Origin of the sequence: Suilimivivens sp., assembly GCF_037359455.1 — a bacterium.
Lineage (GTDB): Bacteria > Bacillota > Clostridia > Lachnospirales > Lachnospiraceae > Suilimivivens > Suilimivivens aceti.
Genome location: NZ_JAXXXI010000010.1, coordinates 1 through 18,381, shown reverse-complemented (window position 1 = coordinate 18,381; position 18,381 = coordinate 1). Strand labels below are relative to the sequence as shown.

Annotated in this window: 21 protein-coding genes; 1 reads left to right on the top strand and 20 read right to left on the bottom strand. The window is 44.6% G+C overall.

What is annotated here, in order from left to right:
• Positions 1 to 107: 107 nt before the first annotated feature.
• From rpsI to WJQ40_RS01705, 15 genes are all read right to left on the bottom strand, one after another.
• Positions 108 to 506 carry a 30S ribosomal protein S9 gene (rpsI, locus tag WJQ40_RS01775; protein WP_337537702.1) on the bottom strand — a complete coding sequence of 133 codons (399 nt, stop codon included), beginning with the start codon at positions 504 to 506 and terminating at the stop codon, positions 108 to 110.
• Positions 507 to 533: 27 nt separating this feature from the next.
• The gene (gene rplM, locus WJQ40_RS01770; RefSeq protein ID WP_118799626.1) at positions 534 to 962 is read right to left on the bottom strand and encodes a 50S ribosomal protein L13; all 429 of its coding nucleotides are present in this window, start codon (positions 960 to 962) and stop codon (positions 534 to 536) included.
• Positions 963 to 1,146: 184 nt separating this feature from the next.
• Positions 1,147 to 1,641 carry a GNAT family N-acetyltransferase gene (locus WJQ40_RS01765; RefSeq protein ID WP_337537701.1) on the bottom strand — a complete coding sequence of 165 codons (495 nt, stop codon included), beginning with the start codon at positions 1,639 to 1,641 and terminating at the stop codon, positions 1,147 to 1,149.
• A 3-nt stretch (positions 1,642 to 1,644) separates the two neighbouring features.
• Entirely contained in the window at positions 1,645 to 2,580 is a 936-nt protein-coding gene (locus WJQ40_RS01760) for an ABC transporter permease subunit (RefSeq protein ID WP_337537700.1), read from the bottom strand.
• On the bottom strand, positions 2,577 to 3,404 hold the full coding sequence (locus WJQ40_RS01755; protein ID WP_337537699.1) for an ABC transporter ATP-binding protein: 828 nt from the start codon (positions 3,402 to 3,404) through the stop codon (positions 2,577 to 2,579). The genes WJQ40_RS01760 and WJQ40_RS01755 overlap by 4 nt, the downstream gene beginning before the upstream one ends.
• 16 nt (positions 3,405 to 3,420) lie before the next feature.
• Complete coding sequence (gene cysK, locus WJQ40_RS01750; protein ID WP_337537698.1) at positions 3,421 to 4,347, bottom strand: cysteine synthase A; 927 nt, start codon at positions 4,345 to 4,347, stop codon at positions 3,421 to 3,423.
• A gap of 22 nt (positions 4,348 to 4,369) precedes the next feature.
• Positions 4,370 to 5,578, bottom strand: a complete 1,209-nt coding sequence (locus WJQ40_RS01745) for a glutathione S-transferase C-terminal domain-containing protein (protein WP_337537697.1) — start codon at positions 5,576 to 5,578, stop codon at positions 4,370 to 4,372.
• Positions 5,579 to 5,580: 2 nt separating this feature from the next.
• On the bottom strand, positions 5,581 to 6,519 hold the full coding sequence (locus WJQ40_RS01740; RefSeq protein WP_337537696.1) for a cysteine synthase family protein: 939 nt from the start codon (positions 6,517 to 6,519) through the stop codon (positions 5,581 to 5,583).
• Positions 6,520 to 6,537: 18 nt separating this feature from the next.
• Entirely contained in the window at positions 6,538 to 7,782 is a 1,245-nt protein-coding gene (locus WJQ40_RS01735) for a hypothetical protein (RefSeq protein WP_337537695.1), read from the bottom strand.
• A gap of 323 nt (positions 7,783 to 8,105) precedes the next feature.
• Complete coding sequence (locus tag WJQ40_RS01730) at positions 8,106 to 8,273, bottom strand: S26 family signal peptidase (RefSeq protein ID WP_337402488.1); 168 nt, start codon at positions 8,271 to 8,273, stop codon at positions 8,106 to 8,108.
• Between the two features lie 251 nt (positions 8,274 to 8,524).
• On the bottom strand, positions 8,525 to 8,617 hold the full coding sequence (locus WJQ40_RS01725) for a putative holin-like toxin (protein ID WP_262594973.1): 93 nt from the start codon (positions 8,615 to 8,617) through the stop codon (positions 8,525 to 8,527).
• 639 nt (positions 8,618 to 9,256) lie between these two features.
• Positions 9,257 to 10,009 carry a tRNA pseudouridine(38-40) synthase TruA gene (gene truA / locus WJQ40_RS01720; protein ID WP_337402472.1) on the bottom strand — a complete coding sequence of 251 codons (753 nt, stop codon included), beginning with the start codon at positions 10,007 to 10,009 and terminating at the stop codon, positions 9,257 to 9,259.
• Between the two features lie 71 nt (positions 10,010 to 10,080).
• Positions 10,081 to 10,884, bottom strand: coding sequence for an energy-coupling factor transporter transmembrane component T (locus tag WJQ40_RS01715; RefSeq protein WP_262575582.1), 804 nt, complete (start codon positions 10,882 to 10,884; stop codon positions 10,081 to 10,083).
• 2 nt (positions 10,885 to 10,886) lie between these two features.
• Complete coding sequence (locus tag WJQ40_RS01710; RefSeq protein ID WP_337537694.1) at positions 10,887 to 11,738, bottom strand: energy-coupling factor transporter ATPase; 852 nt, start codon at positions 11,736 to 11,738, stop codon at positions 10,887 to 10,889.
• A 59-nt stretch (positions 11,739 to 11,797) separates the two neighbouring features.
• Entirely contained in the window at positions 11,798 to 12,643 is an 846-nt protein-coding gene (locus WJQ40_RS01705; RefSeq protein ID WP_118799634.1) for an energy-coupling factor transporter ATPase, read from the bottom strand.
• A 168-nt stretch (positions 12,644 to 12,811) separates the two neighbouring features.
• Here WJQ40_RS01705 and WJQ40_RS01700 point away from each other — a divergent pair, with 168 nt between their 5' ends.
• Positions 12,812 to 13,741, top strand: a complete 930-nt coding sequence (locus tag WJQ40_RS01700) for a M15 family metallopeptidase (RefSeq protein ID WP_337537693.1) — start codon at positions 12,812 to 12,814, stop codon at positions 13,739 to 13,741.
• Positions 13,742 to 13,749: 8 nt separating this feature from the next.
• Here the strand turns inward: WJQ40_RS01700 and WJQ40_RS01695 are convergent, their stop codons facing one another.
• The 5 genes from WJQ40_RS01695 to rpsD form a co-directional block, all read right to left on the bottom strand.
• Positions 13,750 to 14,469 (bottom strand): DUF6796 family protein, encoded by a 720-nt coding sequence (locus tag WJQ40_RS01695; protein WP_337537692.1) that lies wholly within the window; start codon positions 14,467 to 14,469, stop codon positions 13,750 to 13,752.
• A gap of 666 nt (positions 14,470 to 15,135) precedes the next feature.
• Entirely contained in the window at positions 15,136 to 15,972 is an 837-nt protein-coding gene (locus WJQ40_RS01690) for a hypothetical protein (protein ID WP_337537691.1), read from the bottom strand.
• 295 nt (positions 15,973 to 16,267) lie between these two features.
• A complete protein-coding gene (locus tag WJQ40_RS01685; RefSeq protein ID WP_118799116.1) occupies positions 16,268 to 16,804 on the bottom strand; it encodes a bL17 family ribosomal protein in 537 nt (178 codons plus the stop codon).
• A gap of 195 nt (positions 16,805 to 16,999) precedes the next feature.
• Positions 17,000 to 17,956, bottom strand: a complete 957-nt coding sequence (locus WJQ40_RS01680) for a DNA-directed RNA polymerase subunit alpha (RefSeq protein ID WP_118799115.1) — start codon at positions 17,954 to 17,956, stop codon at positions 17,000 to 17,002.
• A gap of 78 nt (positions 17,957 to 18,034) precedes the next feature.
• Positions 18,035 to 18,381: 30S ribosomal protein S4 (gene rpsD, locus WJQ40_RS01675; RefSeq protein WP_337537690.1), on the bottom strand; the 347-nt coding region annotated here is incomplete at its 5' end.

Sequence of the window (18,381 nt, the reverse complement as noted above, 5' to 3'; positions counted from 1 at the left end):
GTCACTGTCCACAAAGCCTTGATTTTACTTGTTTTTCTCAACCATCCTTATCAAATCCTTGCATTTCCGGGCTTTTTGAACCATTTTGATACGGTTTGAACAGCAGATTATCTCTTGCTGAACTGCGGAGCGCGACGTGCGGCTTTGAGACCGTATTTCTTTCTTTCTTTCATACGAGGATCTCTTGTTAAGTAGCCAGCCTTCTTGAGAATCGGTCTGAAGTCTGCATCAGCCTGAAGTAATGCTCTTGCAATACCGTGTCTGATTGCTCCGGCCTGTCCTGTATATCCACCACCACGAACGTTAACGATTACATCAAACTTGTCAGCTGTTTCTGTAGCTGTCAGAGGCTGACGAACGATAACCTTCAGTGTCTCTAATCCAAAATACTCATCAATACTTCTTTTATTAATTGTAATATCGCCCTTTCCAGGTACTAAATATACTCTGGCGATTGATTTCTTTCTTCTACCTGTTCCGTAGCATTTGTTTGCTGCTTTAGCCATCTTTATTCTCTCCTTTCAGTCCCTTGATTAAAATGTTAATACTTCGGGTTTCTGAGCTGCATGCTGATGCTCAGGACCTGCATAAACGTGGAGCTTTGTATACATTTCTCTTCCTAAAGGTCCCTTGGGAAGCATACCCTTAACAGCGAGTTCAACTACCTTCTCAGGCTTCTTAGCCAGCATCTCTCTTAATGTGGTTTCCTTCATGCCACCAACATAATCTGAGTGATGATAGTAGATCTTCTGGTCTAACTTTCTTCCTGTTACCTTAACCTTCGATGCATTGATCACGATCACATAATCACCGGTATCAATGTGAGGAGTAAAGATTGCCTTGTTCTTTCCTCTTAAAACCTTGGCTACTTCTGAAGCCAGGCGTCCAAGTGTCATATTTGTAGCGTCTACTACATACCATTTTCTTTCGATTGTAGCAGGACTTGCCATAAATGTTTTCATTGTTTTCCCTCCGTAAAATTTGTTCATGTGCTGCGCACATAATGCACAGGTACTTTATTATCTGCATGCGGATGTCCGGGCCGCACTTCGACGATCAAATACTCTGTCAGGTACTCTATTTGAAATACTGTGCTAAGGAGATTTTACACAGTATTATCAAGCAATTTCGCACTGAATTATTATATTACACGGTTCCCGGAGTGTCAACAACTTTTTCCATATAAACACATATAAATCTGGGATCCTTTACCGGCTTTTCTTCCCCTTCCACTTTCTTTTCCAATGTGTCTGGGCTCATATCATACCGGGCTGTATATCCCAGCTTTTCATAAAAACCTTTTACTTCTTCTCTGCTTGTAATGACGATTTTTTCATATCCCCGTTCCCTGATCCATTCCTCCGCCGCTTCAATGCCAAGCTTCCCGGCGCCAAGATCTCTCGCATTTCTCACTGTTGCCACCCGCTCTATCTTGGCAAATCCCTTTTCCGGCAGGAAATGCAGTCTATTGGTACTTAAGGGTTTTCCCTTGTCATCTACTACAAGAATATATTCCGAATTCCTGGCATCATCGGAAAACTCTCCCTGCAGGGAAAGATCAAAGCCAAAGACCATGGCTTCTGTTCTTACATAGTAAACACCGGCTCTTTCCCATTCCTCTTTGACTCTGATCGCTTTCATCCTTTATCCTTCCCATTTAATTACTGTTTTTTCAATCCTGTTCACAACCAGATCAATGACAGTGGTGATCACACCTACTGTAATGATACCGGCAAGGACGCATCTGTAATCTGCAAAGCTTTTGTATTTCTCTATAAAATATCCGATTCCCAGATTCATGCCGAGCATTTCCGCGCCGGAAAGGCACATGAATGCTCCACGCAGGCTTTTGGAAATACTCTTGATGATGCCCGGAAGGCAGTAGGGAAAAATTACCTTAAATAACATTCCCACGGTTCCTACACCCATGGTCCTTGCCGCTTCAATAATGGACTTGTCGATCTGTCCCACTCTTACCACCATTCCCTGGAAGGTCGGCCAGAATACCGCAAAGAAAATTACGGCGATAGCTGCCTGACGGAAGGTGGAAAAGATCATGATCAGATAGGCAGAAAACATAAGCGGCGGGATCAGTGTAATCACATTGGACAAAGGAAGCAGCACCTCCCTGATCCTCGGGATCCAGCCTGTCAGAAGTCCAAGCATGGTGCCAAGCACAATAGCCAGCAGAAAGCCCCAGAACAGGAGGGATAATGATCCAAGGATATCACTGCCGATCTCTGCCGGCTTTTCCACAAACACATGGAAAAGTCCTTCCGGAGAAGGGATCAGAAGATCATTATTCACCAGTCCTGTCTTATAGGAAACCTCCCACAGGGCAAAAAACGCATATGTCAGAACCGCAATATCAGAAGCACTCTTTTTTCTTGAAATATGTACGGTGATGGCATAAAGCAGATATGCTGCTGTCAGTACTACGATATAAGCTGTGCTGTCATAATATGCCTTGTGCTCCGTAAAATAGGGAAACAGCAGGGTCAGCACGATGTTGGCCACATACAGCAGCGTGGCAATTCCAAATTCAATATACATTTTAGGATCCAGTAACCATTTTTTCATAAAGCTACCTCTGCATCTATGTTGTCTTCTACATGTGCGTAGAAGGAAGCGATCAGTTTTCTGTGAAGGATCTCATAGCCCTCTGTTCCCATGAGGCTTTCCCTTTTTCTTGGATGAGGAAATTCTACCGGCAGGACTGTCCGGATTTTTCCGGGCTCCATGACTACAATCCGGTCTGCCAACAGGATGGCTTCATCAATATCGTGGGTAACAAATACCACTGTCTTGTGATTTTCTGTGCAGAGTCTGGATACCAGCTCCTGCAGCTCCAGACGGAGTCTCGGATCAATGGCACCAAAAGGCTCATCCAGAAGAAGAACATCTGATTCCAGCGCCAGCGCCCTTGCAACGGCAACCCTCTGCTTCATACCACCGGAAAGCTGTCCCGGATATTTGTTTGCTGCACCGATCAGTCCTACTTTTTTAATATAATCCTCTGCCAGCTTTTCCCGCTCTGCCTTGGTATATTTCTTTCCGCTCTGCTTGATGCCAAAAAGGATATTTCCTTTTACAGTCAGCCATGGAAACAGTGAATACTGCTGAAATACCACTGCTCTGTCAGGGCCTGGACCTTTGATCTCTTCCCCATCAAGCAGGATGCTTCCACTCTTGGCCCTGTTTAACCCATTCAGCAGACCAAGGAGTGTGGACTTGCCACAGCCGGAGGAACCGAGAATACAAATGAATTCGCCTTCCCTGATCGTCAGGCTGACATGATCAAGGACAGAGTATCTGTTGTTTCTGTCCACATAATCGAAAGACACATCCCTGATCTCTATTTTATTTGGCCTTCCTGATAAATCTCTTCCTGTATTCTCGCTCATCTCTGCTCCTTAAGGATCAGTCATATAATGATCCTGATAAATATTTTTCTCCGTTGTCCGGGAAAATGACTACAATGTTTTTATCTTTATTTTCCGGTCTTGCTGCGATCACCTCTGCCGCATACAGTGCCGCCCCTGAAGAAATCCCGGCAAGTACAGCATCCTCTCTTGCCAGAATCCTGGCAGCTTCAAAAGCCTGCTCTGTGGTGATTGCAATCACTTCATCATAAACAGCAATATCCAGTGTATAGGGAACAAAGCCTGCTCCGATCCCCTGCAGCTTATGAGATCCTGCGTGGCCTTCTGAAAGTACCGGCGAATCCTTTGGCTCTACAGCGATCACTTTAATATCCCTGTTCTGTTCCTTTAAATATTTTCCGGCTCCGGAAAGGGTTCCTCCGGTACCAACACCCGCTACCAGAAAATCAACCTCTCCGTCTGTATCCTGCCAGATCTCCGGTCCTGTTGTCTTATAATGAGCCAGAGGATTTACTTCATTGGTGAACTGCCCGGGGATAAAGCTGTGGGGGATCTGCTCTGCCAGCTCATTTGCCTTTGCTATGGCACCCTTCATACCCTTTGCCCCTTCTGTCAATACTACCTCTGCGCCATAAGCCTTCAGGATATTTCTTCGTTCTATACTCATGGTATCCGGCATGGTAATGATCGTACGGTATCCCTTTTCAGCGGCAACTGCAGCAAGGCCGATTCCTGTATTTCCACTGGTAGGCTCAATGATCACTGAATTTTCATTTAAAAGTCCTTTTTCCCTGGCATCTGCCAGCATATAAAGAGCAATCCTGTCCTTAATGCTGCCTGCCGGATTAAAGTATTCCAGCTTGCCAAGGATATTGGCCTTCAGCCCTTTTTCCTTCTGATAACCACTTAATCTGACAAGTGGTGTATTTCCGATCAGACTCGAAACATTCTCATATACCTTCATGAGTATTTACCTCTTTTTCTGCTTAATCTCTCAGCTTGGATGCGATGGGGTTTACAGATGCATCTGCAGACAGGACTCTGTCCATGGGATTTCTGTCAGCCCACTCTTTGGAATTCCACTTGGTAGTGGAGATCACGCTCTGATAATCCTCTACACTTTCCCCTTCCGGATGCTTCTTGAATACATGCTCGGGATCTGCAGAAAGTGCTTTTCTCCCTCCATCTGTTTTCCAGAGGGTATCATAAGGTACCTGTGCTGCAATCCGTTTCGGGTAGCTTGCGAAAATCCCCTTAGCATCATTCTTTGGAAATTCAAAGAAGGTGTACTTCCTGAATACCGGAAGACTGAACAGCTCTTTGACATATCCCCACAGGTTCTCATATTCTGTGATACGTTTTTTCATAGGTCCTACATTGTGGTAATAGCTTGTCTCCCAGCGGACCAGTGTCACATAAAGACGGATATCGGAATCCGTAATATAATCGCCAAAGAGGAAACGATTTGTCTTCAGACGCTCATCCAGCTTTTCCACGGAATCAAAGAAATCATTGTAAGCCTCGTCATAGGCTTCCCATGACTGGCAGAATGCCATTCTGTAATGTCCGTTATTGACTGTAGGAAAAAGCCAGTCATTAAACTCATCAATTTCCTTTCTATATTTCACAGGATAAAGATCAGGTGCATCCACAGGCTGGAATTTTCTGAACTGTACTTCTATGTAATTGGTCAGTCTGTGATAATCGTTATTGACTGCCTTTTTCTCTCTGATATCTACAAAGGTTGGAGTGGTTGCTCTTCCGGTAAAGTCAGGATCTGCATTCTTGTAGAACTGGCTTAAAAAATAAGCACCGCAGATTGGATCCTTGTGTCCTGGCTGGTCTGCAAATCCATGTCCATAAATATTGGCTACTCCGGAAGCTGTGGTTGCGACATCTCCGATCACATCCTGAAGACCGAGGATATCTCTTACGATCACCGGTCTGTTGGACCAGTGGCATCCATGTGCCCAGTAGATCGCATATCTGTGCGCCTCGGCATGATTATCATCCGGGCCGTCACCAAATGGTTTGATAAAAGCATTTGGCTGTCTGATAAAAGCGCCTCTTTCGTCATTCTCGGCCTTGGTTTCCTTGGGTCTTGGATCAACCCCTGCTTCCTTTGCGTGAAGCTCTGCTTCCTCATCTGTATAAACGGTATCGATTACTCTGTTAAGACTGCATGCATTTGCCATGATCATTCCTCCTCATCCTTAAACAGGTCACTTGAAAGATATTTGTTCCCCCCATCAGGGAAAAGCACTACGATATTTTTCCCTTTATTCTCCGGTCTCTTCGCCAGCGTTACCGCCGCCCACAGGGCTGCTCCGGCAGAAATGCCGATCAGAAGTCCTTCCTTCTTCGGACAGAGCCTTGCATATTTATAAGCATCCTCATCCCTGCAGAGCAGGATCTCCTTATACAGTTCCAGATCAGTAATAGGACAGATCACGCCGCCCCCGATTCCCTGGATCTTATGAGATCCCGGCTCACCACCGTTTAAAACAGGACATCCTGCCGGTTCCACACCGTAGATCTCGATGTCCGGATTCTTTTCCTTCAGGAAATGTCCGATACCGCCGCTGGTTCCACTGGTTCCCACCGTAGCCACGAAGATATCCACCTTTCCATCCATAGCCTGCCAGATCTCCGGTCCGGTATGTCTGACATGTGCTTCCGGATGGTGTGGATTCTCGCCCTGTGCCGGCCGGAAAGCACCTTCTTCCTCTTCCAGCTGTTTTGCTCTTTTCCCGGACTCTGCAAATCCAAGATCCTTCGGTGTCAGCTCCACGTCTGCACCGTAGGCCTTCAGGATCTTTATTTTTTCTCTGCTTGCCCCTTCCTGCATGCAGATCACGGCATGGTACTTTTTGACCGCTGCAACCAGTGCAATCCCGATTCCCGTATTACCGCTCGTTCCTTCCACGATCGTTCCGCCGGCTTTCAGCTTTCCTTCTTTTTCGGCCTCCTCGATCATGTTCAGCGCCGCTCTGTCCTTTACGGAGCCTCCCGGATTCAGGCCTTCCACCTTGGCATAAATACGTGCTTCCAGGTTCTCTTCCTTTTCTATTTTGTTCAGATGCAGGATCGGTGTATTGCCAATCAGCTGTATTACATTGTCATATATCTTTCCCATGCCGTTTTCCTCTGTTACTTATTCATTATCTGCTTCGAACTGTGTCTTGAGCTGTGCATAAAATTCATTCTCCGGCTCTCTTTCCACCAGATCGTTAATAGCCTGTGCATAAGCAGAAGTATCAATGTTCTGTGTGATGTCATAGGTACCAAAATCAATACCTGCGCTGGAAAGAAGTCCTGAGTTTACTGCTGCTTCCACATACTTCACAATTCCTTTTTCATTGGGATCTGTCGCATACTTGGTAACACCGCCGTACAGATAAGTTTCTACATAATCGGCTTCCTTGCCGGAATAATTTACTACGGTATCTACAACATCCTTGCGGACCGCTTCATCGGTTTCTCCCTGCTTATAATATTCAAAAGCACGGATCCTTGCTGTCTCATAAGCTACAAAGGCATCCTTCTTTGCTGCAAGCTTTGCAGAAGAAGTTACCTCACGGCAGCATACATAATTCTCCTGCAGTGCTCCTGCCGGTGTGACTACCTCAAGCTCATAGGCATCTCCATAGAGAAGTGCATATTCAAGAGGTAAAAATCCAAGGTCAACTTCACCCTTCTGTACTGCCTGTGCCACTGCTGTTTCATCCTGATAGTAGGAAATATTACCGCTTCCCTCTTCTTCAATGGCTGCGATCGTTTCTTCAGAAACACCATTGTCAAGCAGGTACTGTCTGGTCACAACCCAGGATGATTCATTTCTGACAAATCCAAGCTTTGCAGAAGTAACCGCATCAATATTGATTATCTTGTCGACATCCTGATATGCTGCAGTATTTCCGCTCTTTGCGATAATCGCACCGCCTTCTACTGCAGTTCCACCGATCACTGTAATGTCATAGCCGGAACCAATGGCCTGCAGATCCGGCACAAATCCGGTGTTCAGGATATCAAGCTGGTCGTCACTGCCGTTGATGGCTGTCAGGGCATCCTGTCCTCCAATGTTCACCGGCTCTACAGTAACACCTTCCTCTGCGAAATATCCCTTTTCCAGTGCCAGGATATTCACTGCAATACGGATGTTTCCTGTCATAAAGGAAACCTTCAGTGTGCCATGATCCTGTGTAGCTGCCTCTCCGTTCTCTTCTCCGGCAGCTTCTGCCTCCGTGCTTTCTGCTGCAGTTTCTCCTGCACTTTCTGCTTCCCCGGTGCTCTCTGTGTCACTGCCTGTGCCGGCAATGCTTCCGGTCTGTCCACATCCGGTAAGGGCAAGTGCTGTTATTGCTGTTGTTAATAAAAATGCAACTATCTTCTTTTTCATAAATTTTCTCCTCAAATTGTATTCTGCAATAAGGGATTTCCCGTCTGCCCTCCTGCATAAAAAAAGTCCGGCTGTCCGGACATATACTGATCTTATTCGTACTTATCTCATAAGGCTTACGTCAGTCAGCACATTCGTCCACACAGCATATTTCTTCTCTCCTTGCAGCAACAACATCCGTATTCATGTACATCATGATCGTTCTCCCTTCTTTCGTTTCTTTCATACTTTTCATATATTTCCTACTTGTTTTGTATGAAATTATGGTATTATAATACTCCCACTTTTCCTATCTGTCAACTAGAAATTAGATTTTTAAAAGGCTATCTTTTTAAAAATGCGTAAAGACCATTTTTCACTTTTGAAAAGGGGAGCTTCAGAATCATTTTTCCTTTTATGTCAGCTTTCATTATATAGGGATTTCTCCAGCTCCTTGAATCATAGGAATTGGTTCTGTTATCTCCCATGACAAAATAGCAGCCTTCCGGGATCTCATCCGTTCTGAAAATAACGATATCTCCCCGCTGTGGATCATTTTTTATATAGGAAAGCCCGTTTACTACAACAATATCTCCTATGTTTAATGTTCTGTAGAATTACCATTCTTTTATTTTACCTTGAAATTTTCCTCTGACATGTGTTATATTGATACTAGAAAAAGGGAAAGCCAGAGAAGCGGCTTACCCCATTAATTACAACTGTTCAAATTAGCAACAGCCGTCATTATCGGAAGTAATGGCGGCTATTTTCTTTTATCCTTGAAAATCTTATAGCAAAGACCAACAAGGGCGACAATGAATATACAAAACTGAATCAGATCAGAATATGTAACCATTGGCAACACCCTCCTTTCGTCTGGAGGGCTGAGCCCTCCGTAAAGAGGGTAAGCCGCCCGGCTCTCTGGTTTCCCATGTATATATATTATCATTTTACCGTGTAGTTTTCAATCAGATTATTTTTAAGCGTCCAAGCGAAAATTCTCACAAAAGGCAAATTTGGAAGACAATGCATTGCTGCTGACTGCTCTGCACGCTGCAGAGGAAACGTGCCGATGTTGTCCGGCAGTCACACGAAAAACTGGTAAACCGGATTCTTCAAAACGGAAACGAAATCTATGTGGAGAAGATGACCTTTTCCGGACTGGCAAAGCGTTCCACGAAGACTGAAACAAACCAAAAGGGACGCTATAAAAAGAAATCCCGCTATGGAAAACCCATCGGGAACGGTGCTTTGCCATGAAAACTTTGTGAGAAGTCACAATAAATATATCGAAAGCTTGAAACGCAGTAACAAAAAGCTGCCGTCCAGTTTTGGCATCCGGGCGTTGTAAACCGAAAACAGCCGCACGGCGAACCGTTATTTGTGGTAACACCCTTTTCATGGTTCAATCATAATTCATTTCAGAAATTGCCTCACGATGGTCGCACTGAAAAGATTCGCAGGGGTACTTTCCCCCGCAAGCATCCTTCATATATCATTCCTGATTCTCCGAAGCAAATATATAATTCACCAGCGTCAGGCCGCAGGCGGGTGCTGTCGGTCCGGCTGCCTGCCTGTCCTTTGCCTCAAGAATTTCCCTGACACGCTCCGGCGGATAGCTTCCCCTTCCAACCTCCATCAGGGTACCGGCAATAATACGCACCATATTATATAAAAAGCCTGTACCGCAGACAGAAATCACAATTTCCTTTCCCTGTTTTTCTATGTTTATGGAAAGGATCATTCTGACCGTTGTTTCTACCACTGCCGCTGTACTGCAGAAGCTCTTAAAATCATGCTCTCCTATAAGCCAGGCTGCTCCTTCCCTCATTCTGTCCATGTCAAGCGGAACATAAGTAAAATGGGCATACAGTCTTCTCACCGGCTCCGGAAAGCTATCCTGATAAATGCGGTACTCATAGGTTTTCCGGCTGCTGCAGTGCCTTGGATGAAAGTCAGCTGCCACTTCGCAGGACTTTTTGATCCGGATATCTTCCGGAAGACGCTGATTCAGCGCATAGGATATTTTTTCTGCCGGTATCCTTGTCTGTGTATCAAAAACAGCTATATTGCATAATGCATGAACTCCGGAATCTGTCCGGCTCGCTCCGATTACCTGAATTTCTTCCTGTAAAAGCTCCGACAGTGCCCGGTTCAGTTCTCCCTCTATGGTTCTCCCGTTTGGCTGTACCTGCCAGCCATGATATGCAGTTCCATCATATGCAACAACTAATTTTACCCGTTTCATGGCACTCCTATCTTCCTAACTGTCTTACTGTTCTGCAATGCAGCCTCTGTTTTACAAGATGTTCTTTCCCTTTAGAACAGGATCCGTCCGAGAACCACACCGGTTGCAAGATACAATACAACAGCTCCATAGGCCAGATAATCTCTCCTGTGGTAGATCAGTGGCTTCATCTTCGTCCTGTTTTCCCCGCCCCGGTAGCATCTGGCTTCCATAGCAGTCGCCAGATCGTTGGCTCTCCGGAATGCCGAAACAAAAAGAGGCACTAACAGTGGCACCATATTCTTTGCCTTTTGTATCAGATTACCACTCTCGAAATCTGCACCACGGGCAATCTGGGCTTTCATGATCTTATCTGTTTCCTCGATCAGGATCGGAATAAACCGAAGTGCGATTGACATCATCATGGCAATCTCATGCACCGGTACCCGGATGGCATTTAATGGCTTTAACAGCTTTTCCAGACCGTCCGTAAGCTGATTGGGTGTGGTTGTCAGTGTCATCACCGATGAGCCTGTGATCAGGAATACCAGTCTGACCGCCATTTTCCCTGCCTGGATCACACCTTCCTTCGTGATCGTCAGCTTCCAGATGGTAACAAGCGGCTCTCCCTGTGTCAGGAAAAGATTGCAGACCACTGCCATAATAAGCAGAAATACGATCGACTTCATGCCCCTTACCATAAAGGACGGCGGCACTTTGGAAAGAGCGATAACTAACACAAGAAATACACCGGCCAGCACATATCCGACCCAGTTATCCACAACAAACAACGATATGATAAAGCATATCGTTGTCACCAGCTTTACTCTGGGATCCAGTCTGTGTATTACGGAATCTGTCTGATAATATTGTCCTAATGTAATATCCTTTAACATAACTATCCCCTGTGCAGTGCGGCAAGAATGGCATCCCGCGCCTCTTCCACACCGGTAATATCAGTATCTACCCGAAGTCCCTTTGCTTTCAGTGCCTGCATGATATAGGTAATCTGCGGCGCTGCAAGTCCTACTTCCTCAAGCTCCTTATAATGCCGAAACACCATCTTCGGCGCATCGTCAAACATCACACGGCTTTTATTCATCACAATGATCCTGTCCACATATCTGGCTACATCCTCCATGCTGTGGGAAACCAAAATCACTGTCATCCCTGTTTCTTCCCGAAGCTTCGCTACCTGGTCAAGGATCTCATCTCTTCCCTTCGGATCAAGCCCTGCTGTCGGCTCATCCAGGATCAGCACCTCCGGCCTCATGGCCAGTACACCGGCTATGGCTGCCCTTCTTTTCTGCCCGCCGGAAAGTTCAAAGGGTGACTGGTAAAAACACTCATCCGGAAGCCCTACCTGCTTCAGTGCGGTATAAGCCCTCAGTTCCACCTCTTTCCGGTCAAGTCCCAGGTTCTTTGGTCCAAAACAGACATCTGTAAACACATCGGTTTCAAAAAGCTGGTGCTCCGGATACTGAAATACCAGTCCGACCTTGCTGCGCAGTGTCTTTCTGGAATATCCCTTTTCATTAATATCCTCACCATTGTAATAAATGGCTCCCGAAGTTGGGGCAAGCAGCCCGTTCAGATGCTGTACAAGCGTGGACTTTCCGGATCCGGTATGCCCGATCAGTCCGATAAACTGCCCGTCCGGTATCACAAGATTGATATCTGTCAGCGCCTGAAAGGAAATACTTGTTCCTTCCTCATATATACGATTCACATGATCCAAAACTATCGCCATGCTGTTCCTCTTTCTTCTATAATAAATCCACTATCTATACGCTGTGTAGACTTCACTCTTTATAAATGGAGTGCTTCGATCAGTTCCTCCTTTGTAAGAATCCCCTCCGGGATATCAAGCCCCTTTTCCCTGAGCTCATGTGCCAGCATAGTCACCTGTGGCACATCCAGCCGCAGCTCCTTCAGCTTTTCTACCTGGCTGAAGATCTCCCTTGGCGTTCCCTGCAGGGCAACTTTTCCCTGATCCATAACAAATACTTTATCCGCATGAATAATTTCTTCCATATAATGAGTGATCAGAATGATTGTGATCCCTTCCACATCATTCAGTGCCCGTACTGCCCGGATCACTTCTTTTCTTCCAAGGGGATCCAGCATGGCTGTCGGCTCATCCAGTACGATGCACTTTGGATGCATGGCGATCACACCAGCAATGGAAACCCGCTGCTTCTGCCCGCCTGAAAGCTTGCCGGGTGCATATTTCCGGAACTCATACATTCCAACTGCTTTAAGGCTCTCTTCCACACGCTGCCAGATCTCTTCTGTCGGCACACCGAGATTCTCCGGGCCAAAGCCCACATCTTCCTCCACAATCTGTCCAATGATCTGATTGTCCGGATTCTGAAACACCATCCCGGCCTCTCTTCTCACATCCCACAGCTTTTCATCATCCCGGGTATCCATGCCGTCTACAAAGACAGTTCCCTCTGTAGGGTAAAGAATGGCATTAAAATGCTTGGCCAGTGTGGACTTTCCTGATCCATTATGACCAAGGATTGCTATAAACTCTCCCTGTTTCACAGAAAGAGAAACGTTGTCCACAGCGGTTATAATTCCCTCAACATTTCCCTCTTCATCTCTTCTGATATAGTCAAACACCAGATCCCTGGTTTCTATAATTGCCATTTGTTCACCTCATATGCCAATCCGGTTTACAATTCACGTCTGTTCCTTATTTTACTAGATATCAGTTCTGTTTGCAATAGAAGGAATTTCGAGGTATCATCAGAATATCGGCAGTAAAACTGACTGTTTTCTGCCGTCCATTCATGATTTTTAAAGGAGTATCCACTTATGAAAAAGCTTCCCATAAAGTACCTTGTGATCCTCGCCATCCTGATCCTTACCTGTTCTGTGATTTCCCACAAGCTGTCCGGCAAGGAAACCCTTCAGGATTATGCAGAAAAAAATCCGGAAACAGCCTATGCAACCAAAGCCCCCGGCACCCCTTCGCCGTCTGTTTTAGCAGATGCCGGTGATTCTGCTCCCGCAGGTAATCCTGCAGTTCAGAGTGCTGTGCCCTTTCCGCTTGCAGAGAAAGTGACTGACAGTATTGAATATGAAACCGGCTTCTTTTACCAGCCTCTGACTTATCCTGTTATCCACCGTATTACCGGCATCTCCTATCCTATGTCAAAAACAGATGCAGCGCTGCTTTCTTTAGAAGCGCCTCCTAATATCTTATCTGATGAGGAAATGGCATCCCTTGCTGTATCCTATGAAGATCTTCGTTATATGAATATTCTGTACTATGATTTCAATGGTGATGTACAGACCGGTGAGCTGATCTGCAATAAAGCGATTGCGGATGATCTGATCGAGATTTTTTATGAGCTGTATAAAAATGAATATCAGATAGAAAGTGTCCGCCTGATAGATGATTATAACGGCGACGATACAGCTTCCATGAAAGCAAACAATACCTCCTGCTTTAATTACAGACCGGTAGACGGGACCTCCTCTTTAAGCAAGCATGCCCTTGGCTGTGCCATTGACATCAATCCCTTCTACAATCCTTATGTCGTCTTTAACAAAGGAAAAGCCGGAGAAACTTACATTTCCCCAGCCGGCAGTGAAATCTATGCTGACCGCTCGAAAGTCTTTGCCTATAAGATCGATGAAAACGATCTCTGCTATAAGCTTTTTAAGGAACACGGCTTCACCTGGGGTGGTAACTGGAATTCCTGCAAAGATTATCAGCATTTTCAGAAGGTGCCGCAGTAAGCGGTACCTTATTCTGCCTGCGCCTTTTTCATCATAAAAAGCAGTCCCGCAAACATCCATATATTTCCTACTGAAATCCATGCACAGTCAATCGCATTGACAAAAGCATGATTGCCAAAGATATTGAACAGCTTTGCGATCAGCATACCTACCGGAAGTGAAAATACAAAACACCACTTCGGATATGGTGTTTTTCCCTTCAGAAAGGCTGAAATCTGTGTTCCCTCCAGGATCAGGAAAAAGATCCAGAACAGAATCAGTGACGGCACGATAAAATAATCAGCAAACTGTTCTACCGTTTCCAGTACATTCTCTGCCCCTGCCTCTGTCAGGCTTCGGTACAGAAACAGCATCATACAGATCGGCACATGAAATCCACATGGTCCAAACACAATATACCCGATAATTCCCGTTCTGAAGTTATGTGCTTGCTTCTGTGACCTTTCTGCCATAAGACGATAAATTCCAAAGTAAGACAGGCCTTCCAGAAATATACCGAACATTCCAAGCAGTGCCGCTGCAAATAATGTGCTGTTCTCTGCGTGCCTGTAGGCAGAAAACATCCTTACCAGCCCCTTCTTTGTTTCATCCTGGATTCCCCATCCGATCATCATATCTCCGATCAGTGTAAGAATTGCTGCAAACAGCCCTATGGAAAGCAGCTTTCTAATTCTTGGCCAGTCAAGCTGGCTGTCTATTCCAATTGGATTAAATTCATTCTGGTTCATACGATTGCAGCTCCTTTACAATTATTTCTTTTGTTTGTGATTAGTTGCATCTAACTCCATATTCATTTTATTACTTCCTTCTTTTCCAGTAAAGTGATTTTTCTCCTATGTCCGCTTATCTGTATATATGTTTTGTATTTTATTTGTTTTTTCTTCTAATTTTGTGTACTCTGTCCTGGCTTTGGTATATGATACAAATATGAGCGTTATCTCAAACGGGTAGCGGTTCGCCTTTCGCCAGAATGTTTTACGTTTTGAGGACTTCCAGTATCTGGGAGGTGATACAAATGGAAAATAGGATGAAAGGTACATAATTTGATGATCGAAATACTTCTGAGTGTGATTGGTATTGTGGTAACAGTTATCAGCATAATTGTAACTCTGATCAGTATCATTCAGACATGCAGAAAAGATATCCATCAAAAAAGCAACCACCCTCGACCAAAGGAATAGGTTGCTTTTTTAATGAGTAACTATTAACTTGGGCGAACCGTTGCTTTACGGTAACGCTCTTTTCATGTTTTTAGATTAACACTTATGGAAGGAATCGTCAACGTTGATTTCCGATAATTATTTAATTATTTAATCCGATCATTCTTTTCTCATATCTACAAAAGAAAGTCCACTTTCTTCTGTATGTTCTTTATACTTTTATATCCCATCTTTTCATACATCAGTTTCCTGCTTTATTTCAGATTCCTGTTCAGCTTCTGCTCCTGAATCTAATTCCGGTTTTGCCTCCTCCACCGTTTCCAGTACAGTCTTCTCTTCTGAGTCTTTCGCTGTTTCTTCTGCCTCCGGTATGGGATCCACGCTTGCCTCTGTTGCCCTCTCCGACTCTGTCACTGCTGCTTTCATTTCTACATCTGCTTTGCTCTCCGGCTCAGAGATTTCTGTCTCTTCAACTGCTTCACTTTTCTGCTCTGCAGATTTATATTCAACAAACTCTTCTTCCAGAATCATGCGGATCAGACTGCCATTCTGCTCTTTCTTCCTGATAAAATGAATCCGGGCACAGGCTGCCAGAGCTGCCAGCAGGATCACAACAGTAAGCGCAAGCCAGATTCCACCGGATATTCCTGTCATTCCCAGTAAAAGAATCACGCTTAAGAGCGACAAAAATGCAATCAGAACAATCAGTTCATGTTCCCTGCTGCTGTAAGAAGCTTTGGTGTAAGTCTGGTAATAAGTATCCCTGCTTACGACCTTTTCGGTCAGCCTCTCACGGATCGATTGGATTTTTTCTTCATCCAATCCTTTTCCTGTATTTTTCCCGAATATCTTTTTATCTTCCTTTTCTTCTCCGGAGGTTTTCCGGAAAGTAGAAAACTTAAGGCCTCCATTTTCTCTAATCTCATGGAACTGTCTGGATGCACGTGGTCTGATCTTTTCAAATAAGCAGGCAATCCCATTGAAAATTCCTGCCAGAAGATCTAAAAGTGCCACAACCAGATTGATGACTGCCTTACATAAACCCTTGATCGCCTGATATAAATTATCCATGATTTCCCCCTGTGTATCTGAACTGGCGCTGCAGCCGCTTGTTTTTCTTTGCTCAATTACAGAAAACCTGCCACCGGCAGCTTCCCGCTCCAAGACTCGCAAAGCCGTGCTCCGCACTTTCTGTTCTGCTTCGCAGAACCTTTGCTTGTTATTTTTCGCAGAAAAACAAATGTCTGCTTCGCAGCCGCTTGTTTTTCTTTGCTCAAAATAAAATCTCAGTAGAGAGGACTCTACTGAGATTAGTTTACCATTATTTTATGTGTCAGGCAATCGCTTTTAATTAAATGAATTTTAATTAAACAAGCTCAAGTACTACTTCCATAGCACCGTCACCCTTACGCTGGCCAATCTTTACGATTCGCGTATAACCACCGTTACGGTTTGCATACTTAACACCATACTCATCGAAAAGCTTTGCAACAAGGTCAACTTCCTTGGTTGCTTTCTTCTTTCCTGCTGCTGTTGAAGGAACTTCAGTTACAGAATAGAGAACCTTAACCATTTTTCTTCTGGCATTCATTCTGGAAGGAAGATCCTTCTTGATTTCCTTCTCAACGGTCTCATACTTGGTAACCTTCTTACCGTCAACAACTTCTTTTACTCTCTTGCCGTCTTTGTCCTTTACAGCAACCTTAGCTGTAACCTTAACGGTTTCGAAGTTATCCTTCTCTTTTACGCCAAGTGCGATCAGTCCGTCAGCAATCTTCTGAACCTCTTTTGCTCTTGCAAGAGTAGTTACGATCTTGCCGTTAGCGATCAGGGCTGTTACCTGGCTTCTAAGTAATGCTTTTCTTACGTCGGATGTTCTTCCGAGCTTTCTGTATTTTGCCATCTAAGGCTCCTTTCCAAGGAAGACTCTGCTTCCCTTCTCATTGTGGCATTTCCTGCCCATTATGGTACATCCGGCTACGCTCTTTGGACTTACTTACCGAATGCAGTTACCGGTCTGTCTTACGACAGGCTCCATGATGAGAATGCTGCACATACACTTTGGATTCACTGCGCAGCTATTTCTTCTTCGTTAAATTTATTCATCACTGGGATTCAGCTGCAGACCCAGTTCCTTTAACTTGGCAAGTACTTCTTCAAGAGACTTACGACCAAGATTACGAACCTTCATCATATCTTCGGAAGTCTTGTTTGTTAATTCTTCAACGGTATTGATACCAGCTCTCTTTAAGCAGTTATAGGAACGAACTGACAGCTCTAATTCGTCGATGCTCATTTCCAATACTTTTTCTTTTTCGTCCTCTTCCTTCTCTACCATAACTTCCGCAGTCTTGGCATTCTCAGACAGGTCGATGAAAAGGCTTAAGTGTTCGCTAAGTACTTTAGCAGCCAGGCTGACTGCCTCGTCGGGAACCAGTGTTCCGTTTGTGTAAACGTCCAGTGTTAATTTATCAAAGTCTGTGATCTGACCCACACGGGTATTCTCTACAGTCACATTCACTCTTTCAACAGGTGTATAGATTGAATCAATAGCGATGACACCGATAGGAAGATCAGCACTCTTATTCTTATCAGCACTTACATAGCCTCTACCCTTGGTGATAGTGAGTTCCATATAAAGCTTGGTGTCCTTACCGCTTAAGGTAGCGATCGGGAGATCCGGATTTAAGATCTCAATATCCTGATCGGCCTGAATATCAGATGCTTTAACAACGCCTTCGCCTTCATACTCGATGTATGCGGTCTTTGGCTCATTTGTATCGCTGTTGTTTCTGATAGCAAGACTCTTGATGTTCATGATGATCTCAGTTACATCCTCTTTGACACCGGGAATAGAACTGAACTCATGAAGCACACCTTCGATCTTGACCTGGCTTACTGCAGCACCCGGAAGTGATGAAAGCATGATTCTTCTCAGTGAGTTACCGAGAGTGATACCGTATCCTCTTTCAAGGGGTTCTACTACAAATCTGCCATATTTCTTGTCATCAGAGATTTCTGCCACCTCAATATTTGGTCTTTCAAAATCAAACACTGCCAATACCCTCCTTTACGAACAAATGTAAATTCCACCGGCTGCAGAATATACAGCCAGTGAAACCTTTTATGCTTTTTACTTGGAATATAATTCGACAATAAGCATTTCGTCTACAGGAACATCAATCATTTCTCTTGTAGGAAGGTTCTTAACTGTTCCTTTGAAAGCTTCCTGGTCAACATCCATCCATTCGGGAATCAGTCTTCCTGCTGTTACTTCGAGGATATCTTTGTATCTCTGTAAGGATTTGGACTTCTCTCTGATTTCGATTACGTCACCAGCCTTTACCAGATAAGAAGGGATATTTACCTGCTTACCATTTACAAGTACATGCTTATGGTCAACAATCTGTCTTGCTTCTCTTCTTGTTCTTGCAAATCCCATTCTAAAAACTACGCTGTCAAGTCTGCTCTCAAGCATAA